This window comes from Pedobacter ghigonis, from assembly GCF_903166585.1.
GTDB classification, from domain to species: domain Bacteria; phylum Bacteroidota; class Bacteroidia; order Sphingobacteriales; family Sphingobacteriaceae; genus Pedobacter; species Pedobacter ghigonis.
The window spans coordinates 216,912-240,694 of sequence record NZ_CAESCM010000007.1 but is presented as its reverse complement, the minus strand read 5'-3'; the positions used below and the strand labels follow the sequence as shown (position 1 = coordinate 240,694).

The window sequence follows — 23,783 nt, the reverse complement described above, 5'->3', positions numbered from 1 at the left end:
TACCTTTTCTAACAGATGTTGTGCTCATCGGATGAGAAATTATTAAGTAATAATTACCCTATTATTTCCAGGTGGAAAATGAATAAATTGATACAGCTCCTCTTCTCAGGTTATCCTAAAGAAAATTATTTTAAACTAATGATTTTGTCATTGTTTTTAATGTTTTCGACCGCTTCAGTTAATGCACAAACTTATAAAACACATTATATTGCCCCGGCACCATGGCAGTATTGGAGTAGTGCAAACGAAATCATCGTATCTACAAACGTTGCTGGTACTTCGGCAACCGTGAAGAAAAGTGATGGTACTTTAATAACAACATTAACGCCTACACCAGGAACCCCGGCGGTTTACCGGTTTTCGGGCGATCCGGTTGGATTGGCAAAAAATAGTCTTAATACCATTTTAAACGGCGCAGGAATTATTGTAACCGGTAATAACCCGATTGCAGTAAATGTTCGAAATATTGCTTCTGATGATATTCCGTCAGGATCATATAGCTCAACCAACGATCAGTATATTAAAGGAAATGCATCGCTGTTCAGCTTTGGCGACGCGGCTATTGGCAATACTTTCAGGGTAGGTTACTACCGTGACGGAGACTTGAATGGCGTGAGTGCTTCGGTTTCAACCATCAGACCGGTTTACAGCGTTTTAGCTATCGAGAATAATACTACGGTTAAAGTAAATGGTACAGCCGTTACGACTTTAAACGCAGGTCAGAGTTATATTTTGCAGGCTGCCATGGGTAGTTTGGTAGAAACATCTGGTCCGGCGGTAATGAATACGGGTATTAACGTAGATGCACCAGAGGCCTGTGGTGATGGTGCATACAACCCAGTTCCTCCGGTTAGCTCGCTGGGTAATGAGTACGTTGTAATCAGGGGAAAGGGAAATAAAACGGCAGAACAAACAACCGTAATTGCTACCGAAGCCAATACAAACGTAACCGTAATGAATTTTGATCACAACGGTGTGCTTCAATCTACCAATAGTTATAACCTGATTGCAGAAGGTAGTTTCATTACTTTTCCAAATGGTATTGAAACAGGTACAGGAACCGGTAACGTTCAGGTAGGCGACCCATTTTCGGGCTCGCGGATTGTGGCTACAAAAAATGTGGTAGCCTATTCCGGAACAGCGAATCAATGCGAGGTGGATATTGCTACCCTTGCACCTTTAAATTCGTGCGGAGGTTCATTAAAAGCGGAAACTGCTAAATTCAGAGCCAATAACCTGACTGATTTACCTTACTTCGCTTACTTGGTTACTAAGAGCCCGACCGATAAAATTTACCTGACTACTACCGGTGGTTCTCCGGCCTTTACGAATACAGATATTGAAACCATTCCGGGGGTGGGTACGCGCAGGCAGTTGGGAAGCACAGGGGCGTATGCAGTTGATTTTGATAACGCAAATATTGGTAATCCAAACTCGTTTTTCATCACCAGTAACAGCAGGCTTACTGTAGCCATGGTACAATCGGGTGGTGGTTTTTCGATGTCGAACTTTCTTTCGCCATTTCCGGAGAAAGCTGGTAAACCAACTTATTTACAGTCGGACTGTGCTTCGGCATTATTAAGCGCCGATCCGAACAGTACTGCCCCTTACCAATGGTATTTTAACGGGGTGGCTATTGCAGGTGCAACTTCATCAACTTATCGTGCTGCGGTATCGGGTTCGTATACCATTACTTCAATGCTGGATTGCGGCGTTAGTTCGCAGTCACTACCGGTAACCATTGCTTTGTGTAATATTGATCTGGTACTTAATAAAACCGTCGACAATGCTTCGCCTGCAAAAGGTGCAACGGTTAATTTTACTGTTACTGTAAAAAACTCGGATGTAGCTTCAGGAGCGGTATCGGGAACAGGTAATGCAATTGGGGTTTCGGCAACGGATATCCTTCCTTCGGGATATACTTATGTTTCGAATACAACTACTGCCGGAACAAGCTACGATCCGACAACCGGTTTATGGTCGATTGGTAGTATGGCTTCGGGCCAAACCGTTACCTTAACCATAAAGGCCATTGTAAAAAATTCAGGCAACTATACCAATACCGCTACGGTAACTGGGCCGCAAAGCGATCCGGTAACCTCCAACAATACAGCTTCGGCGAGTGTAACTCCAGTTGATATTGTTTTAACATCGGGCGCAGGAACAGATGCACAATCGATTTGTGTTGGAGGAACCACCACGGCCATTACTTATCTAATTACCGGAACGCCGGTTGTATTGGTTTCAGGTTTAGGTTCTTCGGGTTTAACTTACGGAACCACCACCTCAGGCGGAAATACCATTCTGACCATTAACAGTGGTACGGTATCGAATGCAGGAACTTACAATTATACAGTAACAGCAACTTACACTTTACCATCTACAACGATTACTACTGCAAACGGATCGATAACGGTTCGCCCGGCTGTATCAACACCGGTGTTTGCTGCGGGTGCTACTTCTAGCCGTTGTCAGGGCGCTGCCGTGCAAAGTTATACGGCAACGGCAAGTAATACTACTGGCATTACATATAGCATTAGCCCGGCTACTTCAGGTGTTATTAATGCTTCGACCGGTAGTGTAACCTGGTCGGCCAATTATAATGGTACAGCAACCATTACAGCTGTAGCAGCCAGTCCGTGCGGAAATAAAACCGCAACACATACTGTTACAATTAACTCAACCGGAACCATTAGCGGAGCTGCCACAGTATGTTCAGGATCGAATGGAGCCTTAAATTTAACAGGTGCACCAGCTACCGTGGTACGTTGGGAATCATCAACCGATAATATCAACTGGACTGCGATTGCCAATACCAGTACAACCTTAAATTATACCAATATTCCGGTTACCACTACTTACCGTGCCATAGTTTCGGGTAATGGCTGTACAAATGCCATTTCGGGAACTGCAACGGTAACGGTAACTCCAAGGCCGGTAATTGCAAATCAAACTTATTATATCTGCAAAACGGGTAGCTTTAATTTTAGCCCGGTTGATGTACCTAATGGAACAACCTATACCTGGTCGGCTCCGGTAATGTCTTCTGCGAATATTACAGGTGGAACTGCGGGCACAAGTCAGCTGGCTGTAAATCAAACCCTGACTAATTCAGGAACGGCTCTTGAAACCGCCACTTATACAGTAACCCCAACCTATTCGGGTTGTTCGGGTAATGCATTTACCATTACAGTTTATGTGGTGCCAACGCTTACTGCCAGTGCATCAGGAACTACTGCCTGCTCGGGTTCGGCATTTAGCGTAACTCCTGCCAGTAACGTTAGTGGTACAACGTACAGCTGGACAGCTGCTCTGGTTAGCGGAACAGCTACCGGCTTTTCAAATCAAACAACTCCTGTTTCAGCACCAGTTTCGCAGGTTTTATCTAATACCTCGGGTGCCGATGCAACAGTTCGGTATACCGTTACACCAAACTATAATGGTTGCACGGGCGCTACCTTTACTTTTGATGTATTGGTTAGAACAGCAACGCCAGCACCAACTGCCAGCAACCAAACTTTCTGTGAGATTGCCAACGCAACTGTTGCCAATTTAGTTGCAACCGGAGCCAATATAAAATGGTACACCCAGGCAATTGGTGGAACTGCTTTGGCTTCAACTACAGCTTTAACGAATGGAACTTATTATGCAAGTCAAACAGTAAACAGCTGTGAGAGTGCAAGCCGTGCACAAATTACAGTAACGATTACTGCAACACCAGCACCAACAGCCAGTAACCAGACTTTCTGCCAGATTGCCAATGCTACAGTAGCTAACCTCGTTGCAACCGGCACATCAGTTAAATGGTATACACAAGCTACCGGTGGAACCGCTTTGGCTTCGACCACTGCTTTAACGAATGGAACTTATTATGCTAGTCAAACTGCAAACAGCTGCGAGAGTGCAAGCCGTGCGCAGATTACCGTAACCATTACTGCAACACCAGCACCAACAGCGAGCAACCAGACTTTCTGCGAAATTTCGAATGCAACTGTTGCTAATTTAACTGCAACCGGAACATCGGTTAAATGGTATACACAAGCTACCGGCGGAACCGCTTTGGCTTCGACCACAGCTTTAACAAACGGAACTTATTACGCAAGCCAGACTGCGAATAGCTGCGAGAGTGCAAGCCGTGCACAGATTACAGTAACCATTACTGCAACACCAGCACCAACAGCGAGCAACCAGACCTTCTGCGAAATCGCCAATGCTACAGTTGCCAATTTAACTGCAAGCGGAACATCAGTTAAATGGTATACCCAGGCTACAGGTGGAACTGCTTTGGCTTCGACCACAGCTTTAACGAATGGAACTTATTATGCTAGTCAAACTGCAAACAGCTGCGAGAGTGCAAGCCGTGCACAGATTACAGTAACCATTACAGCAACGCCAGCACCAACCGCCAGCAACCAGACTTTCTGCGAAATTGCGAATGCAACTGTTGCTAATTTAATTGCAACCGGAACATCAGTTAAATGGTATACACAAGCAACTGGTGGAACTGCTTTGGCTTCGACTACAGCTTTAACAAACGGAACTTATTATGCAAGCCAGACTGCGAATAGCTGCGAGAGTGCAAGCCGTGCGCAGATTACTGTAACGATTACTGCAACACCGGCACCAACCGCCAGCAACCAGACCTTTTGCGAAATCGCCAATGCTACTGTTGCTAATTTAGCTGCAACCGGAACATTAGTTAAATGGTATACACAAGCTACCGGCGGAACTGCTTTGGCTTCGACCACTGCTTTAACAAACGGAACTTATTATGCTAGTCAGACTACAAACAGCTGCGAGAGTGCAAGCCGTGCACAGATTACAGTAACGATTACTGCAACGCCAGCACCAACAGCCAGCAACCAAACTTTCTGCGAAATCGCGAATGCAACTGTTGCTAATTTAATTGCAACCGGAACATCGGTTAAATGGTATACACAAGCTACCGGCGGAACCGCTTTGGCTTCGACGACTGCTTTAACAAACGGAACTTATTATGCCAGTCAGACTGCAAACAGCTGCGAGAGTGCAAGCCGTGCACAGATTACAGTAACCATTACTGCAACGCCAGCACCAACAGCGAGCAACCAAACTTTCTGTGAGATCGCCAATGCAACAGTAGCTAATTTAACAGCAAGCGGTACATCAGTTAAATGGTATACCCAGGCAACCGGTGGAACTGCTTTGGCTTCGACCACAGCTTTAACGAATGGAACTTATTATGCCAGTCAGACTGCAAACAGCTGCGAGAGTGCAAGCCGTACGCAGATTACCGTAACGATTTACCAAACCCCAAAAGGCTTTAATGATACCAAAACAGTTGATTGTACAGGTATTTTCACTTATAACCTTCAAACTGCAAATGTTGATAATACCGCAAATGGTGGAAATGCTGTGCCGGCATCGTTTACCTGGACTGTTGGTTCAAACAGCAACGTAACCGGAGCTGCAAATGGCTCAGGAAATACCATTAACCAAACTTTAATTAATACCAGTAATGCAGCACAAACCATAACTTATACTGTAACGCCGAAAGCAACGGTAGCTGGTGCCTGTGTTGGAAACTCATTTACTGTTACCGTAAATGTTCCGGTTTGTTCATCGATTTCGATCGTAAAGGTAGCCGATGTAACTACAGTTAATCAGGCTGGAAATACCATTAACTATACGGTAACAGTGGCCAATACCGGAAATGCAAATCAAACCAATGTGGTTGTTAGCGATCCGTTATTAGGTGGGACTTTAAGTAATCCGGTAAAAACAGGAAATGCGGATAATATTTTAGAAAAAGGGGAGACCTGGACTTATAGTGGATCTTATACTGTAGCTCAGGCTGATTTAAATAACAATGGTAAACCGCTTAATAATTCTGGAAAAATTACCAATACAGCGAGTGTTCAGACTACGGAGTTGCCAACAGCGAAAACAGCAACTGCAGATGTTAACATTACGCTTTCACCTGCCGTTACTTTAGTTAAAACCGGTACGCTTAACCTGAATGGCAATACCATTGCTTATGTGTTTACGGTTAAAAATACAGGTAACGTTACGCTTAATAATCTGGCGATAACCGATAGTAAAGTAACCGGGCCGATTACATTAGCCACAACAACTTTAGCTCCGGGAGCCAGTACAACTGCCAACGCAAGCTACACCATCACAGCAGCAGAAAAAGTAGCGGGTTCGGTAAGTAATATGGCAACAGTTACTGGGAAAAATCCTTTGAACGGAAATGTAACTGATGTTTCCGGTACAACCGCAACTAACGATACACCAACAGTAACTGCTACAGGTGTTTATGCTGCCAATGATGAAGGTACATTAAACGCAGTAAGTGGTGGTGTTGCAGTTGCAGATGTTTTGCTTAACGATAAACTGAATGGAAATCAGGCTACCTTAACAAATGTAACCATAACCCAGATCTCGAGCAGTCATCCAAATATTTCAATCAATCCGGCTACCGGCGAGGTGAAAGTGCTTCCAAACACACCAGTGGGAGATTATACTTTGGTTTATCAGATTGAGGACAAAGCAAACCCTGGAAATGTAAAACAGGCAACAGTTATAGTTCATTTGGTAAACGGAGCAATAGTAGCGGTAAACGATAACGGAACGGCGAATTCTGTAACAGGTGGTACAGCTGTTGCTAATGTTTTAGGAAATGACACTTATAATAATGGTGCTCAGGCGAATCTTGCTAATGTAACCATCACCAACGGTACAAATGATAGCAATGGAAAAGTAACGCTCGATCCTGCAACAGGAGCGGTAAGCGTAGCAGCGAATACTTCGGCTGGTGTTTATACCTTGACGTATACCATCACCGATAAACTGGATGCAAGCAAAACTTCTACTGCAACAGTAAAAGTAACAGTGGCTTCGGGTGCGATATTAGCCAAAGATGATTCAGGTACAGCAAATTCAGTAACCGGCGGAACAGCAGTAGCGAATGTTTTGGCGAATGACAATTACAATGGCACTACAACTGCTCCAACTTTAGCTGATGTAACCATTACCAATGGTACTAACGATAGCAACGGAAAAGTAACGCTGGATCCTGCAACAGGCGCAGTGAGCATTGCAGCGAATACTCCGGCCGGCGTTTATACCTTAACTTATACCATCACCGATAAACTAGATGCAAGCAAAACTTCTACTGCAACCGTAAAAGTAACGGTAGCTTCGGGTGCAATCTTAGCGAAAGATGATGCTGGTTCTGCAAACTCGGTAACCGGTGGAACAGCGGTAGCTAATGTTTTGGCGAATGACAATTACAATGGCACCACAACTGCGCCAACTTTGGCAGATGTAACCATCACCAATGGCACTAACGATAGCAACGGAAAAGTAACACTCGATCCTGCAACAGGAGCGGTAAGCGTTGCAGCGAATACTCCGGCTGGTGTTTATACCTTGACGTATACCATCACCGATAAACTGGATGCAAGCAAAACTTCAACCGCTACAGTAAAAGTAACAGTGGCTTCAGGTGCGATATTAGCCAAAGACGATGCAGGTTCGGCAAACTCAGTAACTGGTGGAACGGCTGTAACGAACGTTTTGGCGAATGACAATTACAATGGTACCACAACTGCTCCAACTTTGGCTGATGTAATCATTACCAACGGTACAAATGATAGCAACGGAAAATTAACGCTTGATCCTGCAACAGGTGCAGTGAGTGTTGCATCGAACACCCCAGCTGGCGTTTATACCTTAACTTATACCATCACCGATAAACTGGATGCAAGCAAAACTTCTACTGCAACAGTAAAAGTAACTGTGGCTTCGGGTGCGATATTGGCCAAAGATGATTCAGGTACAGCTAACTCTGTAACTGGTGGAACCGCAGTGGCGAATGTACTTTCGAACGATAGCTACAATGGCACCACAACTGCCCCAACTCTGGCAGATGTAACCATTACCAATGGTACAAATGATAGCAACGGAAAAGTAACACTTAATCCTGCAACAGGAGCGGTAAGCGTTGCAGCGAATACTCCGGCTGGTGTTTATACCTTGACGTATACCATCACCGATAAACTGGATGCAAGCAAAACTTCTACTGCAACAGTAAAAGTAACGGTAGCTTCTGGTGCGATATTGGCCAAAGATGATGCTGGTTCGGCAAATTCAGTAACCGGCGGAACAGCAGTAGCGAATGTACTTTCAAACGATACGTACAACGGTACTGCAACTGCTCCAACTTTAGCAGATGTAACGATCACCAACGGTACAAATGATAGCAACGGAAAAGTAACACTTGATCCTGCAACAGGAGCGGTAAGCGTTGCAGCAAACACTCCGGCTGGCGTTTATACCTTAACTTATACCATTACCGATAAACTGGATGCGACCAAAACTTCTACTGCTACGGTTAAAGTAACGGTAGCTTCTGGTGCGATATTGGCCAAAGACGATGCCGGTTCGGCAAACTCAGTAACCGGTGGAACAGCTGTAGCGAATGTATTGGCGAATGACAATTACAATGGCACCACAACTGCGCCAACTTTGGCAGATGTAACCATCACCAACGGCACTAACAATAGCAATGGAAAAGTAACACTCGATCCTGCAACAGGAGCGGTAAGCGTAGCAGCGAATACTCCGGCTGGTGTTTATACCTTAACGTATACCATCACCGATAAACTGGATGCAAGCAAAACTTCTACTGCAACAGTAAAAGTAACGGTAGCTTCTGGTGCGATATTGGCCAAAGATGATGCTGGTTCGGCAAATTCAGTAACCGGCGGAACAGCCGTAGTGAATGTATTGGCGAATGACAATTACAACGGTACCACAACTGCTCCAACTTTGGCAGATGTAACCATCACCAACGGTACAAATGATAGCAATGGAAAAGTAACACTTGATCCTGCAACAGGCGCGGTGAGCGTAGCAGCGAACACCCCAGCTGGTGTTTATACCTTAACATATACCATCACCGATAAACTGGATGCAAGCAAAACTTCTACTGCAACAGTAAAAGTAACGGTAGCTTCTGGTGCGATATTGGCCAAAGATGATGCTGGTTCGGCAAATTCAGTAACCGGCGGAACAGCCGTAGTGAATGTATTGGCGAATGACAATTACAACGGTACCACAACTGCTCCAACTTTGGCAGATGTAACCATCACCAACGGTACAAATGATAGCAATGGAAAAGTAACACTTGATCCTGCAACAGGCGCGGTGAGCGTAGCAGCGAACACCCCAGCTGGTGTTTATACCTTAACATATACCATCACCGATAAACTGGATGCAAGCAAAACCTCTACTGCAACAGTAAAAGTAACGGTAGCTTCTGGTGCGATATTGGCTAAAGATGATGCTGGTTCGGCAAATTCAGTAACCGGCGGAACAGCTGTTGCAAACGTATTGGCGAATGACAATTACAACGGTACCACAACTGCACCAACCTTGGCTGATGTAACCATTACCAATGGTACCAACGATAGCAACGGAAAAGTAACGCTTGATCCTGCAACAGGAGTGGTAAGCGTTGCAACAAATACTCCGGCTGGCGTTTATACCTTAACTTATACCATCACCGATAAACTGGATGCCACGAAAACTTCAACCGCTACTGTTAAAGTAACGGTAGCTTCGGGTGCGATATTGGCTAAAGACGATGCTGGTTCTGCAAATTCAGTAACCGGTGGAACAGCGGTAGCGAATGTCTTGGCAAACGATACTTATAACGGTACTGCAACTGCGCCAACTTTGGCAGATGTAACCATTACCAATGGTACTAACGATAGCAATGGCAAAGTAACACTTGATCCTGCAACAGGTGCAGTGAGCGTAGCAGCAAACACTCCGGCTGGCGTTTATACCTTAACCTATACCATCACCGATAAACTGGATGCAACTAAAACTTCGACAGCAACAGTAAAAGTAACGGTAGCTTCTGGTGCGATATTGGCCAAAGATGATGCTGGTTCGGCAAATTCAGTAACCGGCGGAACAGCAGTAGTGAATGTATTGGCGAATGACAATTACAACGGTACCACAACTGCTCCAACTTTGGCAGATGTAACCATCACCAACGGTACAAATGATAGCAATGGAAAAGTAACACTTGATCCTGCAACAGGCGCGGTGAGCGTAGCAGCGAACACCCCAGCTGGTGTTTATACCTTAACATATACCATCACCGATAAACTGGATGCAAGCAAAACCTCTACTGCAACAGTAAAAGTAACGGTAGCTTCTGGTGCGATATTGGCCAAAGATGATGCTGGTTCGGCAAATTCAGTAACCGGCGGAACAGCAGTAGTGAATGTATTGGCGAATGACAATTACAACGGTACCACAACTGCTCCAACTTTGGCAGATGTAACCATCACCAACGGTACAAATGATAGCAATGGAAAAGTAACACTTGATCCTGCAACAGGCGCGGTGAGCGTAGCAGCGAACACCCCAGCTGGTGTTTATACCTTAACATATACCATCACCGATAAACTGGATGCAAGCAAAACCTCTACTGCAACAGTAAAAGTAACGGTAGCTTCTGGTGCGATTTTAGCGAAAGACGATGCAGGTTCGGCAAACTCCGTAACTGGTGGAACAGCGGTAGCTAATGTTTTAGGAAATGACACTTATAATAATGGTGCTCAGGCGAATCTTGCTAATGTAACCATCACCAACGGCACTAACGATAGCAACGGAAAAGTAACACTTGATCCTGCAACAGGAGCGGTAAGCGTTGCAGCGAATACTCCGGCTGGCGTTTATACCTTAACTTATACCATCACCGATAAACTGGATGCAAGCAAAACTTCGACTGCAACCGTAAAAGTAACGGTAGCTTCTGGTGCGATATTGGCCAAAGATGATGCTGGTTCGGCAAATTCAGTAACCGGCGGAACTGCAGTAGCGAATGTACTTTCAAACGATACGTACAACGGTACTGCAACTGCTCCAACTTTAGCAGATGTAACCATTACCAATGGTACTAACGATAGCAACGGAAAAGTAACACTCGATCCTGCAACAGGAGCGGTAAGCGTTGCAGCGAATACTCCGGCTGGTGTTTATACCTTGACCTATACCATCACCGATAAACTGGATGCAAGCAAAACTTCTACTGCAACAGTAAAAGTAACCGTGGCTTCGGGTGCAATATTGGCTAAAGACGATGCCGGTTCGGCAAACTCAGTAACCGGTGGAACAGCTGTAGTTAATGTTTTGGCAAATGACAATTACAACGGCAGCACAACTGCTCCAACTTTGGCAGATGTGACCATTACCAACGGTACAAATGATAGCAATGGAAAAGTAACACTCGATCCTGCAACAGGAGCGGTAAGCGTGGTTGCAAACACTCCGGCTGGCGTTTATACCTTGACCTATACCATCACCGATAAACTGGATGCAAGCAAAACTTCTACTGCAACAGTAAAAGTAACGGTAGCTTCAGGTGCGATATTGGCCAAAGATGATGCTGGTTCGGCAAACTCGGTAACTGGTGGAACGGCTGTAACGAACGTTTTGGCGAATGACAATTACAACGGTACCACAACTGCACCAACTTTGGCAGATGTAACCATCACCAACGGTACAAATGATAGCAACGGAAAAGTAACACTCGATCCTGCAACAGGTGCAGTGAGCGTGGCAGCGAACACTCCGGCTGGTGTTTATACCTTAACGTATACCATCACAGATAAACTGGATGCGACCAAAACTTCTACTGCAACAGTAAAAGTAACGGTAGCTTCGGGTGCGATATTGGCCAAAGACGATGCAGGATCTGCAAACTCGGTAAGCGGAGGAACAGCTGTAGCTAATGTTTTGGCGAATGACAATTACAATGGCACCACAACTGCGCCAACTTTAGCAGATGTAACCATTACCAACGGTACAAATGATAGCAACGGAAAAGTAACACTCGATCCTGCAACAGGTGCAGTGAGTGTTGCAGCGAACACTCCGGCTGGCATTTATACTTTAACTTATACCATCACCGATAAACTGGATGCCACGAAAACTTCAACCGCTACTGTTAAAGTAACGGTAGCTTCTGGTACAATTTTAGCGAAAGACGATACTGGTACAGCTAACTCAGTGACTGGTGGAACAGCAGTGGCGAATGTACTTTCAAACGATAGCTACAACGGTACCACAACTGCACCAACTTTAGCAGATGTAACCATCACCAACGGTACAAATGATAGCAATGGAAAAGTAACACTCGATCCTGCAACAGGTGCGGTAAGCGTAGCTGCGAACACTCCGGCTGGTGTTTATACCTTAACGTATACCATCACAGATAAACTGGATGCCACGAAAACTTCAACCGCTACGGTTAAAGTAACAGTAGCTTCTGGTGCGATATTGGCTAAAGATGATGCTGGTACAGCTAACTCAGTGACTGGTGGAACAGCAGTAGCGAATGTACTTTCAAACGATACCTACAATGGCACCACAACTGCACCAACTTTAGCTGATGTAACCATCACCAACGGTACAAACGATAGCAATGGTAAAGTAACGCTTGATCCTGCAACAGGCGCGGTAAGCGTTGCAGCAAACACACCGGCTGGTGTTTATACCTTAACTTATACCATCACCGATAAACTGGATGCAAGCAAAACCTCTACTGCAACAGTAAAAGTAACGGTAGCTTCTGGTGCAATCTTAGCGAAAGATGATGCTGGTTCGGCAAACTCGGTAACTGGTGGAACGGCTGTAACGAACGTTTTGGCGAATGACAATTACAACGGTACCACAACTGCACCAACTTTAGCAGATGTAACGATCACCAACGGTACAAATGATAGCAATGGAAAAGTAACGCTCGATCCTGCAACAGGAGCGGTAAGCGCTGCAGCAAACACTCCGGCTGGCGTTTATACCTTAACGTACACCATCACCGATAAACTGGATGCAAGCAAAACTTCTACTGCAACAGTAAAAGTAACTGTAGCTTCAGGTGCGATATTGGCTAAAGATGATGCCGGTACAGCTAACTCAGTAACTGGTGGAACAGCTATTGCAAACGTACTTTCAAACGATACCTACAACGGTACTGCAACTGCACCAACTTTGGCAGATGTAACCATTACCAATGGTACCAACGATAGCAACGGAAAAGTAACGCTCGATCCTGCAACAGGGGCGGTAAGCGTAGCAGCGAATACTCCGGCTGGCGTTTATACTTTAACGTATACCTTTACAGATAAACTGGATGCAGGCAAAACTTCTACTGCAACCGTAAAAGTAACGGTAGCTTCGGGTGCAATTTTAGCGAAAGATGATGCTGGTTCGGCAAACTCAGTAACCGGCGGAACTGCAGTAGCGAATGTACTTTCAAACGATACCTACAATGGTACTGCAACCGCGCCAACTTTGGCGGATGTAACGATCACCAACGGTACAAATGATAGCAACGGAAAAGTAACGCTCGATCCTGCAACAGGAGCGGTAAGCGTAGCAGCGAATACTCCGGCTGGTGTTTATACTTTAACGTATACTATCACCGATAAACTGGATGCAAGCAAAACTTCGACTGCAACAGTAAAAGTAACGGTAGCTTCGGGTGCGATATTGGCTAAAGATGATGCTGGTACAGCAAACTCCGTAACTGGCGGAACTGCAGTAGCGAATGTACTTTCAAACGATACCTACAATGGTACCACAACTGCCCCAACTTTAGCAGATGTAACCATCACCAACGGCACTAACGATAGCAACGGAAAAGTAACGCTCGATCCTGCAACAGGTGCAGTGAGCGTAGCAGTGAACACTCCGGCTGGCGTTTACACTTTAACCTATACCATCACCGATAAACTGGATGCGACCAAAACTTCGACTGCAACCGTAAAAGTAACAGTAGCTTCAGGTGCGATTTTAGCGAAAGACGATGCAGGATCTGCAAACTCGGTAACCGGCGGAACAGCTGTTGCAAATGTACTTTCAAACGATACCTACAATGGTACTGCAACCGCGCCAACTTTGGCGGATGTAACGATCACCAACGGTACAAATGATAGCAACGGAAAAGTAACGCTCGATCCTGCAACAGGAGCGGTAAGCGTAGCAGCGAATACTCCGGCTGGTGTTTATACCTTAACGTATACCATTACCGATAAACTGGATGCAGGCAAAACTTCGACTGCAACAGTAAAAGTAACGGTAGCTTCGGGTGCGATATTGGCTAAAGATGATGCTGGTACAGCAAACTCCGTAACTGGCGGAACTGCAGTAGCGAATGTACTTTCAAACGATACCTACAATGGTACCACAACTGCCCCAACTTTAGCAGATGTAACCATCACCAACGGCACTAACGATAGCAACGGAAAAGTAACGCTCGATCCTGCAACAGGTGCAGTGAGCGTAGCAGTGAACACTCCGGCTGGCGTTTACACTTTAACCTATACCATCACCGATAAACTGGATGCGACCAAAACTTCGACTGCAACCGTAAAAGTAACAGTAGCTTCAGGTGCGATTTTAGCGAAAGACGATGCAGGATCTGCAAACTCGGTAACCGGCGGAACAGCTGTTGCAAACGTACTTTCAAACGATACCTACAATGGTACTGCAACCGCGCCAACTTTGGCGGATGTAACGATCACCAACGGTACAAATGATAGCAACGGAAAAGTAACGCTCGATCCTGCAACAGGTGCAGTGAGTGTAGCAGCGAATACTCCGGCTGGCGTTTATACTTTAACTTACACCATCACCGATAAACTGGATGCGACCAAAACTTCGACTGCTACAGTAAAAGTAACGGTAGCTTCGGGAACGCTTACAGCAAAAGACGATACGGGAAGTGTTAATGGTTTAGTAGGAGGGACTCCAGTGGCGAATGTATTAGCAAATGATACTTATAACGGAACAACTGCTGCGCCTGGATTAAGTGAGGTGACGCTTAGTCAGGTTTCAACAACTAATCCGAACGTTACACTTAATACAACAACCGGAGAGGTTAATGTTAAACCTAATACCCCGGCAGGTGTTTACACGATAGTTTACGAAATTGCAGATAAATTAGATCCTGCTCAAACAAGGCAAGCTACGGTAACCATCACTGTTACCGCACCAGCGATGCTTGCTACAAACGATGCTGGAAATGCAAACGGCTTTACCGGTGGCACAGCAGTAGAAAATGTGTTGGTAAACGATACTTATAACGGTAACCCTGCAACTTTGGCTGATGTTAAATTAATCCAGGTTTCGAGCAGCAATCCTAATGTAAGTTTAGATGTGACCACCGGAAAAGTGAATGTAGCACCAAACACACCTGCAGGAACTTATACTTTGGTTTACCAGATTGAAGATAAACTGAACCCTGCTCAAACAAGGCAAGCTACGGTAACCATTACTGTTACTGCCCCAGCCATGGTTGCTATAAACGATGCTGGAAATGCAAACGGCTTTACCGGAGGCACCGCAGTAGAAAATGTATTGGTAAACGATACTTATAACGGTAACCCTGCAACTTTGGCTGATGTTAAATTAACCCAGGTTTCGAGCAGCAATCCTAATGTAAGTTTAGATGTGACCACCGGAAAAGTGAATGTAGCACCAAACACACCTGCCGGAACTTATACTTTGGTTTACCAGATCGAAGATAAACTGAACCCTGGTCAAACTAAAACAGCTACAGTAACCATTACCGTTGGTACAGGTGCAATTTTAGCAAAAGATGATGCCGGTACTGCTAATGGATTTACAGGAGGTACTGCAGTTGCCGATATTTTAGTGAACGACCTTTATAATGCAGTTTCGACCGCAACAACCGGAACCGTTTCAATCACCCAAAATTCAACTGATAACCCGAATATCAACATCGATGTTACCAGCGGAAATGTAAATGTAGCAGCTAAAACACTTCCAGGGGTATATAACCTGACCTATACCATTACCGATAAACTGGATGCGACCAAGACTTCTACAGCTAAAGTTGTGGTTACCATTCCGGATTGGAGCAGCGATCTTCAGATCAGCAAAACAGCCAATGTTAGCGGTGTAGAAACCAGCGGAAATATCAGCTATACCATTAAAATCAAAAACAATGGTCCGGCTACTGTTTTAAGTGGAAAATCGATAGGCGTAACAGAAAACCTTCCGGCCGGACTTGAAAATATTACCTACACAGCTACAGGTGGCGTTTACAGTGCAACTGGAAATACCTTTACCTTATCGGCTGATTTATTGACAGGTGATGAAGTAAGTTTAGTAGTGAATGGAAAAGTAGCAGCAGGCTATTCAGGCTTGTCGCTGGTTAATCAGGTGTCTTTAACCGCACCTGTCGGAACAAATGATCCTGAAAATACCAATAATCAATCTTCGGTAACTACGCCATTATTAAAAGGCGGTATCGCACTGGTTAAAACAGGTGCCTTAAGTGCCGATGGAAACCAGATTACCTACACTTTTACCATTACCAATACCGGCGATGTAACCATCAATGATATTGTACTGGTAGATAGTAAACTGGCCCTCACCAAAACCTTACCGGGTACTTTGGCGGCAGGTGCCAGTTTAACCTATAATGAAGTTTACACCCTTACTCAAAGTGATAAAGATGCCGGAAAAGTAAGCAATACGGCTTCGGTAACTGCAAAAACACCTGCTAGCAATACCGTAACCGATATTTCGGGTAGCGGAAGAAGTAACGATACACCGACTGAAACACCGGTGCTGAGCAGTCCGTCGTTTACCTTTACCAAAGTTGCCACTTCAGTAGGTACCAAGGCTGGCGAATCAATCGATTATACCTTCACCATTACCAATACCGGTAGCACTACATTGAGTAATCTGGTATTGAGCGATGCAGCAGCAAATGCAGGTAGCATACAGCCGGCAAGCATTGCAACGTTGGCACCTGGAGCAAGTATTAATGCTGTGGCTAAACATACGCTAACACAAAGTGAGGTCAATTCAGGTAGCTTTACCAACCAGGCTACTGTAAAAGTTACCGATAGTAAAGGAAATACGATTACCCAGTTATCAGATGATCCGGCTACCACCACGCCTAACGATCCTACTGTAACGAAACTGGTTCCTTCGCCTGCTTATACTTTAACCAAAGCTGCTGCAAATACAGCAACCAAAGCCGGCGACGTAATTAATTACAACATTATTTTCAAAAATACAGGTAATGTAACCTTAACCGATATTGCTTTAACAGATGCAAATGCTGATGCCGGAAGTTTAATACCTGCTAATATTAGCCGCGTATTACCTGGCGAAACGGTGAGCATTAGCGCTAAACATACCGTAAAACAAAGTGATGTAAATGCAGGTGGTTTCAGCAATCAGGTAAATGCAACGGCTAAAGATCCGCAGGGAAATACTTTAACCAAAGTGTCTGATAATCCGGCTACACCTGCTGCCGATGATGCTACTTTCTCGCCAATTGTTGCCGATCCATCTGTAAGGTTTACCAAATTGGTAGCCAGCGGTGCCGGCGTAATCAAGGTGATTGAATACAGTATCCAGGTAACCAATACCGGTAATATCACCTTAACCAATATCGTAGTAACCGATCCGGGTGCCGATGCGGGTAGCATTACACCTGCGGTTATTGCCAAATTAGAGCCAGCAGAAACAGCTATGATCCTGGCACGACATACGTTAACCCAGCCTGAAATCGATTACGGAAAATTTGTAAACCAGGCCAGTTTAACGGCTAATTATGGTGTGGGTAACAAGCTGGCCAAGCTGTCTGATAATCCAAAAACTTTGGCACCAGACGATCCGACAGTTTATATTATTCCTGAAGCTCCGGGTTTAACTTTGGTTAAAACAGGTGCCCTAAGTGCTGATGGCAATACGGTTTCTTATACATTCACAGCGAAAAACACAGGTAATGTTACTTTAGGCAACTTTAACCTGGTTGATGCTAAAATCCCTTCAACGATTACTTTTACGCCGGCAAGTATTGCACCTGGTGAAACTGCTGTAGCCACCGTAGTGTACACCATTACCCAGGCCGAGAAAAATGTAAGTTCGGTAAGTAATACCGCAACACTTACGGCAAGTACTCCGGCAGGGAATAAGGTTACCGATATTTCGGGCACGGCTGAAGATAACGACAGTCCGACAGTTTTAGAGCTGCCGCGCATTGCGAGTGCCAAAACGGTTACTGATGCCAATAACAATAGCAAGGCCGAGCCTAACGAAGTATTAACCTATAGCATTGTGGTGCGTAATAACGGTACTACAAACCGCACAGGTGTTAAAATTACCGATCAGGTACCGGCTAATACCACTTATGTTACGGCTAGTGCCGATAAAGGTGCTGTATTGGCAGGCAATGTATTAACCTGGAGTAACCTAAGCATACCAGCAAACGGACAGGTGGTGGTAACTTTCAAAGTGATTGTTGATGCAGCCCTTCCTTCAGGCGTTTTAAACATCAATAACATTGCAACAGTGGTTGATCCGGCCAATATCGCATCGCCATTAAATCCGGCAGTTGTAATCCCAACCGAAGGTAAGTTAGAAGGCAGTAAATCGGTAACCGATAACAAAGGCAATAAAGATGGTAAGGCACAGGCAAACGAAGTATTAACTTATGCCTTACAGGTGCGCAATACCGGCGGTTCGGCCTTAAACGGGGTAACCATTACGGATGAGCTTCCGGCAGGTTTAACCTACGTACCGGGTTCGGTGTCGGGTTATGGAACGGTAACAGGCAACAGCCTGAAATGGACTATCAATATGCAGCCTAATTCGAGCACAGTGCTCACTTTCGATGCTAAAGTTGCACCAGATGTAAATAGCTACAATACCATTAAAAACGTAGCTACAATGACTGCTCCAAACGGAACAGTGATTAAGCCTGAGGTAATTATGGATGTAGATAAATCGGCCGATCTGGTAATCACCAAAGAACTGATGACCAAAGGCGAAATCAGGACTGGATCTGACGTAACCTATAAAATTACCGTAACCAATAAGGGAGCAAATAAGGCTACTGGTGTTACCGTTACCGATAGGTTAACAACGCTTATCGATGCGCCAAAAGAGATTACTGTAACCGTGGGTACTACTACTTACAGTACCACAACGCGTGATTTTGTGTGGTTGGTTGGCAGTCTGGATTTAAACCAGTCGGCAACCTTAACCTTCAAATCTCGTACACTGGCTACAGGTATATTGAATAATAGTGCTACGGTAAAAGCCGATCAGCCCGATCCGGTGCCAAATAACAATACCGTACTGGCAGATGCTGCCACCATTTCGGGCGATGATTTGCTTATCCCGAACCTGTTTACACCAAACGGCGATGGTATTAACGATACTTTCGAAATAAACGGACTGGCCAATTTTGCCGAAAACGAACTGACTATTGTAAACCGGTGGGGTAACGAAGTTTACCGCGCCAAAGGTTACCAGAACAGCTGGACAGGGGAGGGGCTGAACGAAGGTACCTACTACTATCTGTTACGTGTACGTAAATCGGGTAGCAGCGAACTAAAAGTGTTTAAAGGTTACATTACATTAATCAGGGCATTTAAGAACTAATACGAAACTGAAATGATGAAGAAATTAATTTGGCTGATAGCAGGTTCTTTTTTGTTGCTTTTGCAGCCTGTATCTGCACAGCAGGATGCCCAGTACAGTCAGTACATGTTTAACGGCATTTACATTAATCCGGCCTACGCAGGTTATAAAGAAGTGTTAAATGTGCATAGCTTTTACCGTAGCCAGTGGACGGGAATTACCGGTGCACCAAGAAGCATGTCGCTGGCGGTCGATGCAATTGCCAACAGTGGAAATGTGGGTTTGGCCCTGCAAATAGCAAGCGATAAACTGGGCGCGCAAAATAACCTGAGTATTTATGGTAACTATGCTTACCGAATCAGGCTGAACGATGATGGCAGCTCACGTCTGGCTTTAGGTTTTGGCGTAGGGATGGCACAGTTGGGTATAGATGGTTCGATGCTGAACCCCAACAATCCGGAGCCTAATCAACCGGTAGGCATGCAAAGCACCATTGTGCCCGATGCCAGGGCAGGGGTGTATTTTGCCAACGATAAATATTATGCAGGTTTCTCGGTCGATAACCTGATTGCTACTTATATCGATATTGATCGTTATGCATTTATTCCGCAACCCAAACCACATTATTATTTAACTGCAGGTGCATTGTTTCCACTTTCAGAAAATTTTCAGCTTAAGCCGTCATTTTTGCTGAAAGACGATCGTGGCGGGCCAACCAGCTTAGATTTAAATGCTTTTTTAATGATCAAAGATTTTATCTGGGTAGGCGGTTCTTACCGCACAGGAGTAAAACTGTATGATAAAAGTTACTTACAGAAAGATCTTACGCCACGTAACTCTGCTGTTGCAGCAATACAGATTTTTCCTTCCGAAAAAATCAGGATAGGTTATGGCTATGATTTCTCAATTGGGCCCTTACAAGGCTATAGCAGCGGCACTCATGAGATTTCTATTGCCTATTCATTTATCAGGCAAAACATCAGATTAGCCACCCCAAGGGTGTTTTAAACAAAATAACTTAATTGTGTATAATAATATTTACACTTTTGGACAAAAAATAACTTACATTAGCGTACAAAAAAATAACTTTTTATTAACTTGCACAATATTATAAAAACAATGAAGACAAAAAATGCTGTTAGCGGCTTCACCGTGCTTATTGCCGACGATCATGAGATCATTCGTCGTGGCTTAAAAGGTTTAATATCAGACTTTTGGCCAGGTGTCGAAATTATCCATGCATCAACGCTTGAGCAAGCCCTTGTTGAAGCAGAGAAATCGCCGAGTTTAATTATCATTGATGTAAACTTGCCGGGTGGAAACAACCTTAAGGTAATCGATCAACTTAAATTGGTTCAGCCAAATGCAAAAATCCTGGTATTTTCTTCATTAAATGAGAATATCTACGCGGTTCCTTATTTGAAATCGGGCGCATCGGGTTACTTAACTAAAAATGCTGAAGAATCAGAAATTGTGATTGCAATTACCACAATTTTAGCGGGTAGCCGTTATTCGAGCAGAAACGTTAAAGAAAATATGTTCAATAGCATATTGGGTAACGATGCCGATAATCCTTTTACCAAACTTTCGGGCAGAGAGCTTGAAGTAGCAGAACTTTTAACCAAAGGTATTGGTGTATTGGAGATCTCTAATCAGTTAAATCTTCAAATGGGTACTGTAAGTACGTATAAGTTGAGGCTTTTTCAAAAACTGAAAATAAAGAGTATTATCGAACTTGCCGAAAAAATGAGCATTTACGAAAGATAAAAAGAGTATTTTACTCTTTTTATCTTTCCCTGTTCTTATTTTTGGTGCCCAAACCGCTCTCTCCCGATTCGTTGTGAGTGGAGCCTGCCTGTCCAAATTTATCCGACGAGCCTGCTCCATTTTGATCAAAAGAGGCTTTTTCTTTTGAAGTTCCTTTCGCATTCTCCTTATTTTCTCCTATGCTGTCTTTCTTTTCTGTACTCATGATCTTCGTATTTAGTTAAAGAAGAACATACTAAAACAGGTAAAGGTTTGGATGGGCTGGTCTTTGCTGCTTTTGTATTGCAGATCAGCTGACCTGCTTCAACCGCTATCCGGCCTTCTAAACATACAAAGCGGTGTAAACCCTGCTGTACAATTTTGATACAAATTTTCGGGCGGTTATACACAAAATCGTGTATTGCCTTACTTTCTACAGCTACAATCCGGTAATGTTAACAAACTGAATCATGTTTATCTGCTTTTCAGGTTTACATATTTAAATTCTATCTGATTTAAGCTTTGACCCAGATGCCTATAAATCGCTATATAGCTGTAGGTTGTGAGTCAGTAATTGATCCAGATCAACAATTGCAAAACACAATAAGTTTAAAACATTCGATTAGGCACATCCAGGCAATGATTTTTTTGATAGAAATCAAAATATAACTTTTTTGTAGGATTAATTGTACGATTTTCGTTGTGCAGGTAAAAAACGTGATACTTAATAATATATCTTTGCAGCTGATTGAAGCAGTGAGTAAAAATTTATTGTATTCTTAAAACCACAGGTTTTAAAATTTCGTAAGTAGGGGGATGTGGAATAGCACGAAATAAATTTATTACAACAGTGCTCTTTCAATTATGACGATCATCTGCCGTGTATGAATAAAAATTTACCTTCTCATTCCTTGTGCCTTTCTTTGTCTAAAACTTTTGGTTTTTTTAAACCATTGGCAAACGCTTTTAGTCGCTTTTTAGTCTTTTTGATGTTGTTTTTGCTCGCCAATATTGGCTTAACGAAAGCACAAACTTATAAAACACATTATATTGCCCCGGCTCCGTGGCAATACTGGAGCCAGGCGAACGAACTGGTAGTTACTACCAATACATCCGGAACATCGGTAACGGTTAAGAAAAGTGACGGAACCCTGGTTACTACGCTTACGCCAACGCCAACAGCACCTGCCGTTTATCGCTTCGTAGGGAACCCAAATTCAGTTTCGGCCAATGCCTTAAATACCATATTAAACGATCGTGGAATTATTGTAGAAGGTAATAACCCGATTACGGTAAACATCCGTAACGTGGCTTCTGATGCCTATACTGATGCCAATATTAAAGGAAATTCGGCGCTATTCAGTTTTGGAGATGCAGCTATAGGTACTTCTTTCAGGGTAGGTTATTACCGGGATGGCTTAAGTAATGTGGTGTACAGTGTAATGGCGATTGAGAATAATACCACCGTGAAATTAAACGGAACGGCTATTACGACTTTAAATGTTGGACAAAGTTATATTTTCCAAACGCCCATTGGCGGATTAGTAGAAAGTTCGGCTCCTGTAGTAATGAACTCAGGCTCTAATTTAGATGCACCTGCCGGCTGTGGTGATGGTGTTTTTAATCCGGTGCCACCAGTTACCTCGTTAGGTAGCGAATACCTGGTAATTAGAAGTGCGGGTAACTCTACTGCAGAGCAAACCACTATTGTGGCCACGCAAGCCAATACCACTTTAACGGTAACCAATTATAATGCTAATGGTACTTTAACCTCAACAAATACTTATAATTTAGTTGCGGCGGGTAGTTTTGTAACCATCGTAAACGGTGTTTCAGGAAGTCAATACAGTACATCAAGGATTTTGGCAACTAAGAATGTGGTAGCCTATTCGGGTACAGCAGATGGATGTGAGGTGGATATGCTTACATTGGCTCCGGTAACTTCGTGTGGAGGTAGTTTAGTGGCCAAAACCTATAAATTTAGGGGCAGCGGTGGTGGAGATCTGCCTTATTTTGGCTATATCACCACTAAAAGTGCAACCGATAAGGTATTTTTAACCACAACCGGGGGGACTACAAACTATACCAATACCGACATAGAAACTATTGCTGGGGTTGGCGTAAGGCGACAACTGGGAAGTACCGGAAATTATATTATCGATTTTACCAATGCAAACATTGGTACACCAGCAGCCTTAACCTTTACAAGTGCTACCAGGATGAACATTGCCATGGTACAAAGTGGTGGTGGTTATTCCATGTCAAATTTTATTACGCCTTTGCCCGAGCAGGCGCTTAAACCAACGCTCACTCAACCAAGCTGTAATAGTGCAACCTTAACAGCGGATCCTTCAGGCGTTGCGCCATTTCAATGGTACTTTAATGGAGTGGCAATTGCTGGTGCAACCGGGAACAGTTACACTCCAACCGAATCAGGAACATATACCATTACCTCTAGACTAAGTTGTGGTACAAGCGCACAATCTTTACCTGTAACTGTAGCTTTATGTAATGTTGACAGGGCAATTCCAAAACGGTAGATAATTCAACTCCTGCAGTAAACG

5 protein-coding genes are annotated in these 23,783 nt (G+C 44.1%); 4 read left to right on the top strand and 1 reads right to left on the bottom strand.

Translation table 11 applies throughout. The features are described 5' to 3' along the window. Nucleotides 1-78: 78 nt before the first annotated feature. The 3 genes from HWV58_RS12370 (at nucleotide 79) to HWV58_RS12360 (ending at nucleotide 21,240) form a co-directional block, all read left to right on the top strand. Nucleotides 79-19,494, top strand: a complete 19,416-nt coding sequence (locus HWV58_RS12370) for a DUF7507 domain-containing protein (RefSeq protein ID WP_175634391.1) — start codon at nucleotides 79-81, stop codon at nucleotides 19,492-19,494. 12 nt (nucleotides 19,495-19,506) lie between these two features. Further along, entirely contained in the window at nucleotides 19,507-20,481 is a 975-nt protein-coding gene (locus HWV58_RS12365; RefSeq protein ID WP_235972722.1) for a PorP/SprF family type IX secretion system membrane protein, read from the top strand. Between the two features lie 111 nt (nucleotides 20,482-20,592). Beyond that, nucleotides 20,593-21,240: a response regulator gene (locus HWV58_RS12360; protein WP_039479279.1), complete on the top strand. Its 648-nt coding sequence runs from the start codon at nucleotides 20,593-20,595 to the stop codon at nucleotides 21,238-21,240. A 19-nt stretch (nucleotides 21,241-21,259) separates the two neighbouring features. Here HWV58_RS12360 and HWV58_RS12355 read toward each other — a convergent pair whose 3' ends face one another. Continuing rightward, the gene (locus tag HWV58_RS12355; protein ID WP_175634390.1) at nucleotides 21,260-21,445 is read right to left on the bottom strand and encodes a hypothetical protein; all 186 of its coding nucleotides are present in this window, start codon (nucleotides 21,443-21,445) and stop codon (nucleotides 21,260-21,262) included. Nucleotides 21,446-22,103: 658 nt separating this feature from the next. Between HWV58_RS12355 and HWV58_RS12350 the strand changes: the two genes are divergently transcribed. Next, entirely contained in the window at nucleotides 22,104-23,759 is a 1,656-nt protein-coding gene (locus HWV58_RS12350) for an IgGFc-binding protein (protein WP_175634389.1), read from the top strand. Nucleotides 23,760-23,783 lie beyond the last annotated feature (24 nt).

What these genes read in the sequence shown, in the direction of transcription:
- HWV58_RS12370 (WP_175634391.1), top strand. Translation starts at nt 79, where the DNA reads ATGAATAAATTGATACAGCTCCTCTTCTCAGGTTATCCTAAAGAAAAT.
- HWV58_RS12365 (WP_235972722.1), top strand. Translation starts at nt 19,507, where the DNA reads ATGATGAAGAAATTAATTTGGCTGATAGCAGGTTCTTTTTTGTTGCTT.
- HWV58_RS12360 (WP_039479279.1), top strand. Translation starts at nt 20,593, where the DNA reads ATGAAGACAAAAAATGCTGTTAGCGGCTTCACCGTGCTTATTGCCGAC.
- HWV58_RS12355 (WP_175634390.1), bottom strand. Translation starts at nt 21,445, where the DNA reads ATGAGTACAGAAAAGAAAGACAGCATAGGAGAAAATAAGGAGAATGCG.
- HWV58_RS12350 (WP_175634389.1), top strand. Translation starts at nt 22,104, where the DNA reads ATGAATAAAAATTTACCTTCTCATTCCTTGTGCCTTTCTTTGTCTAAA.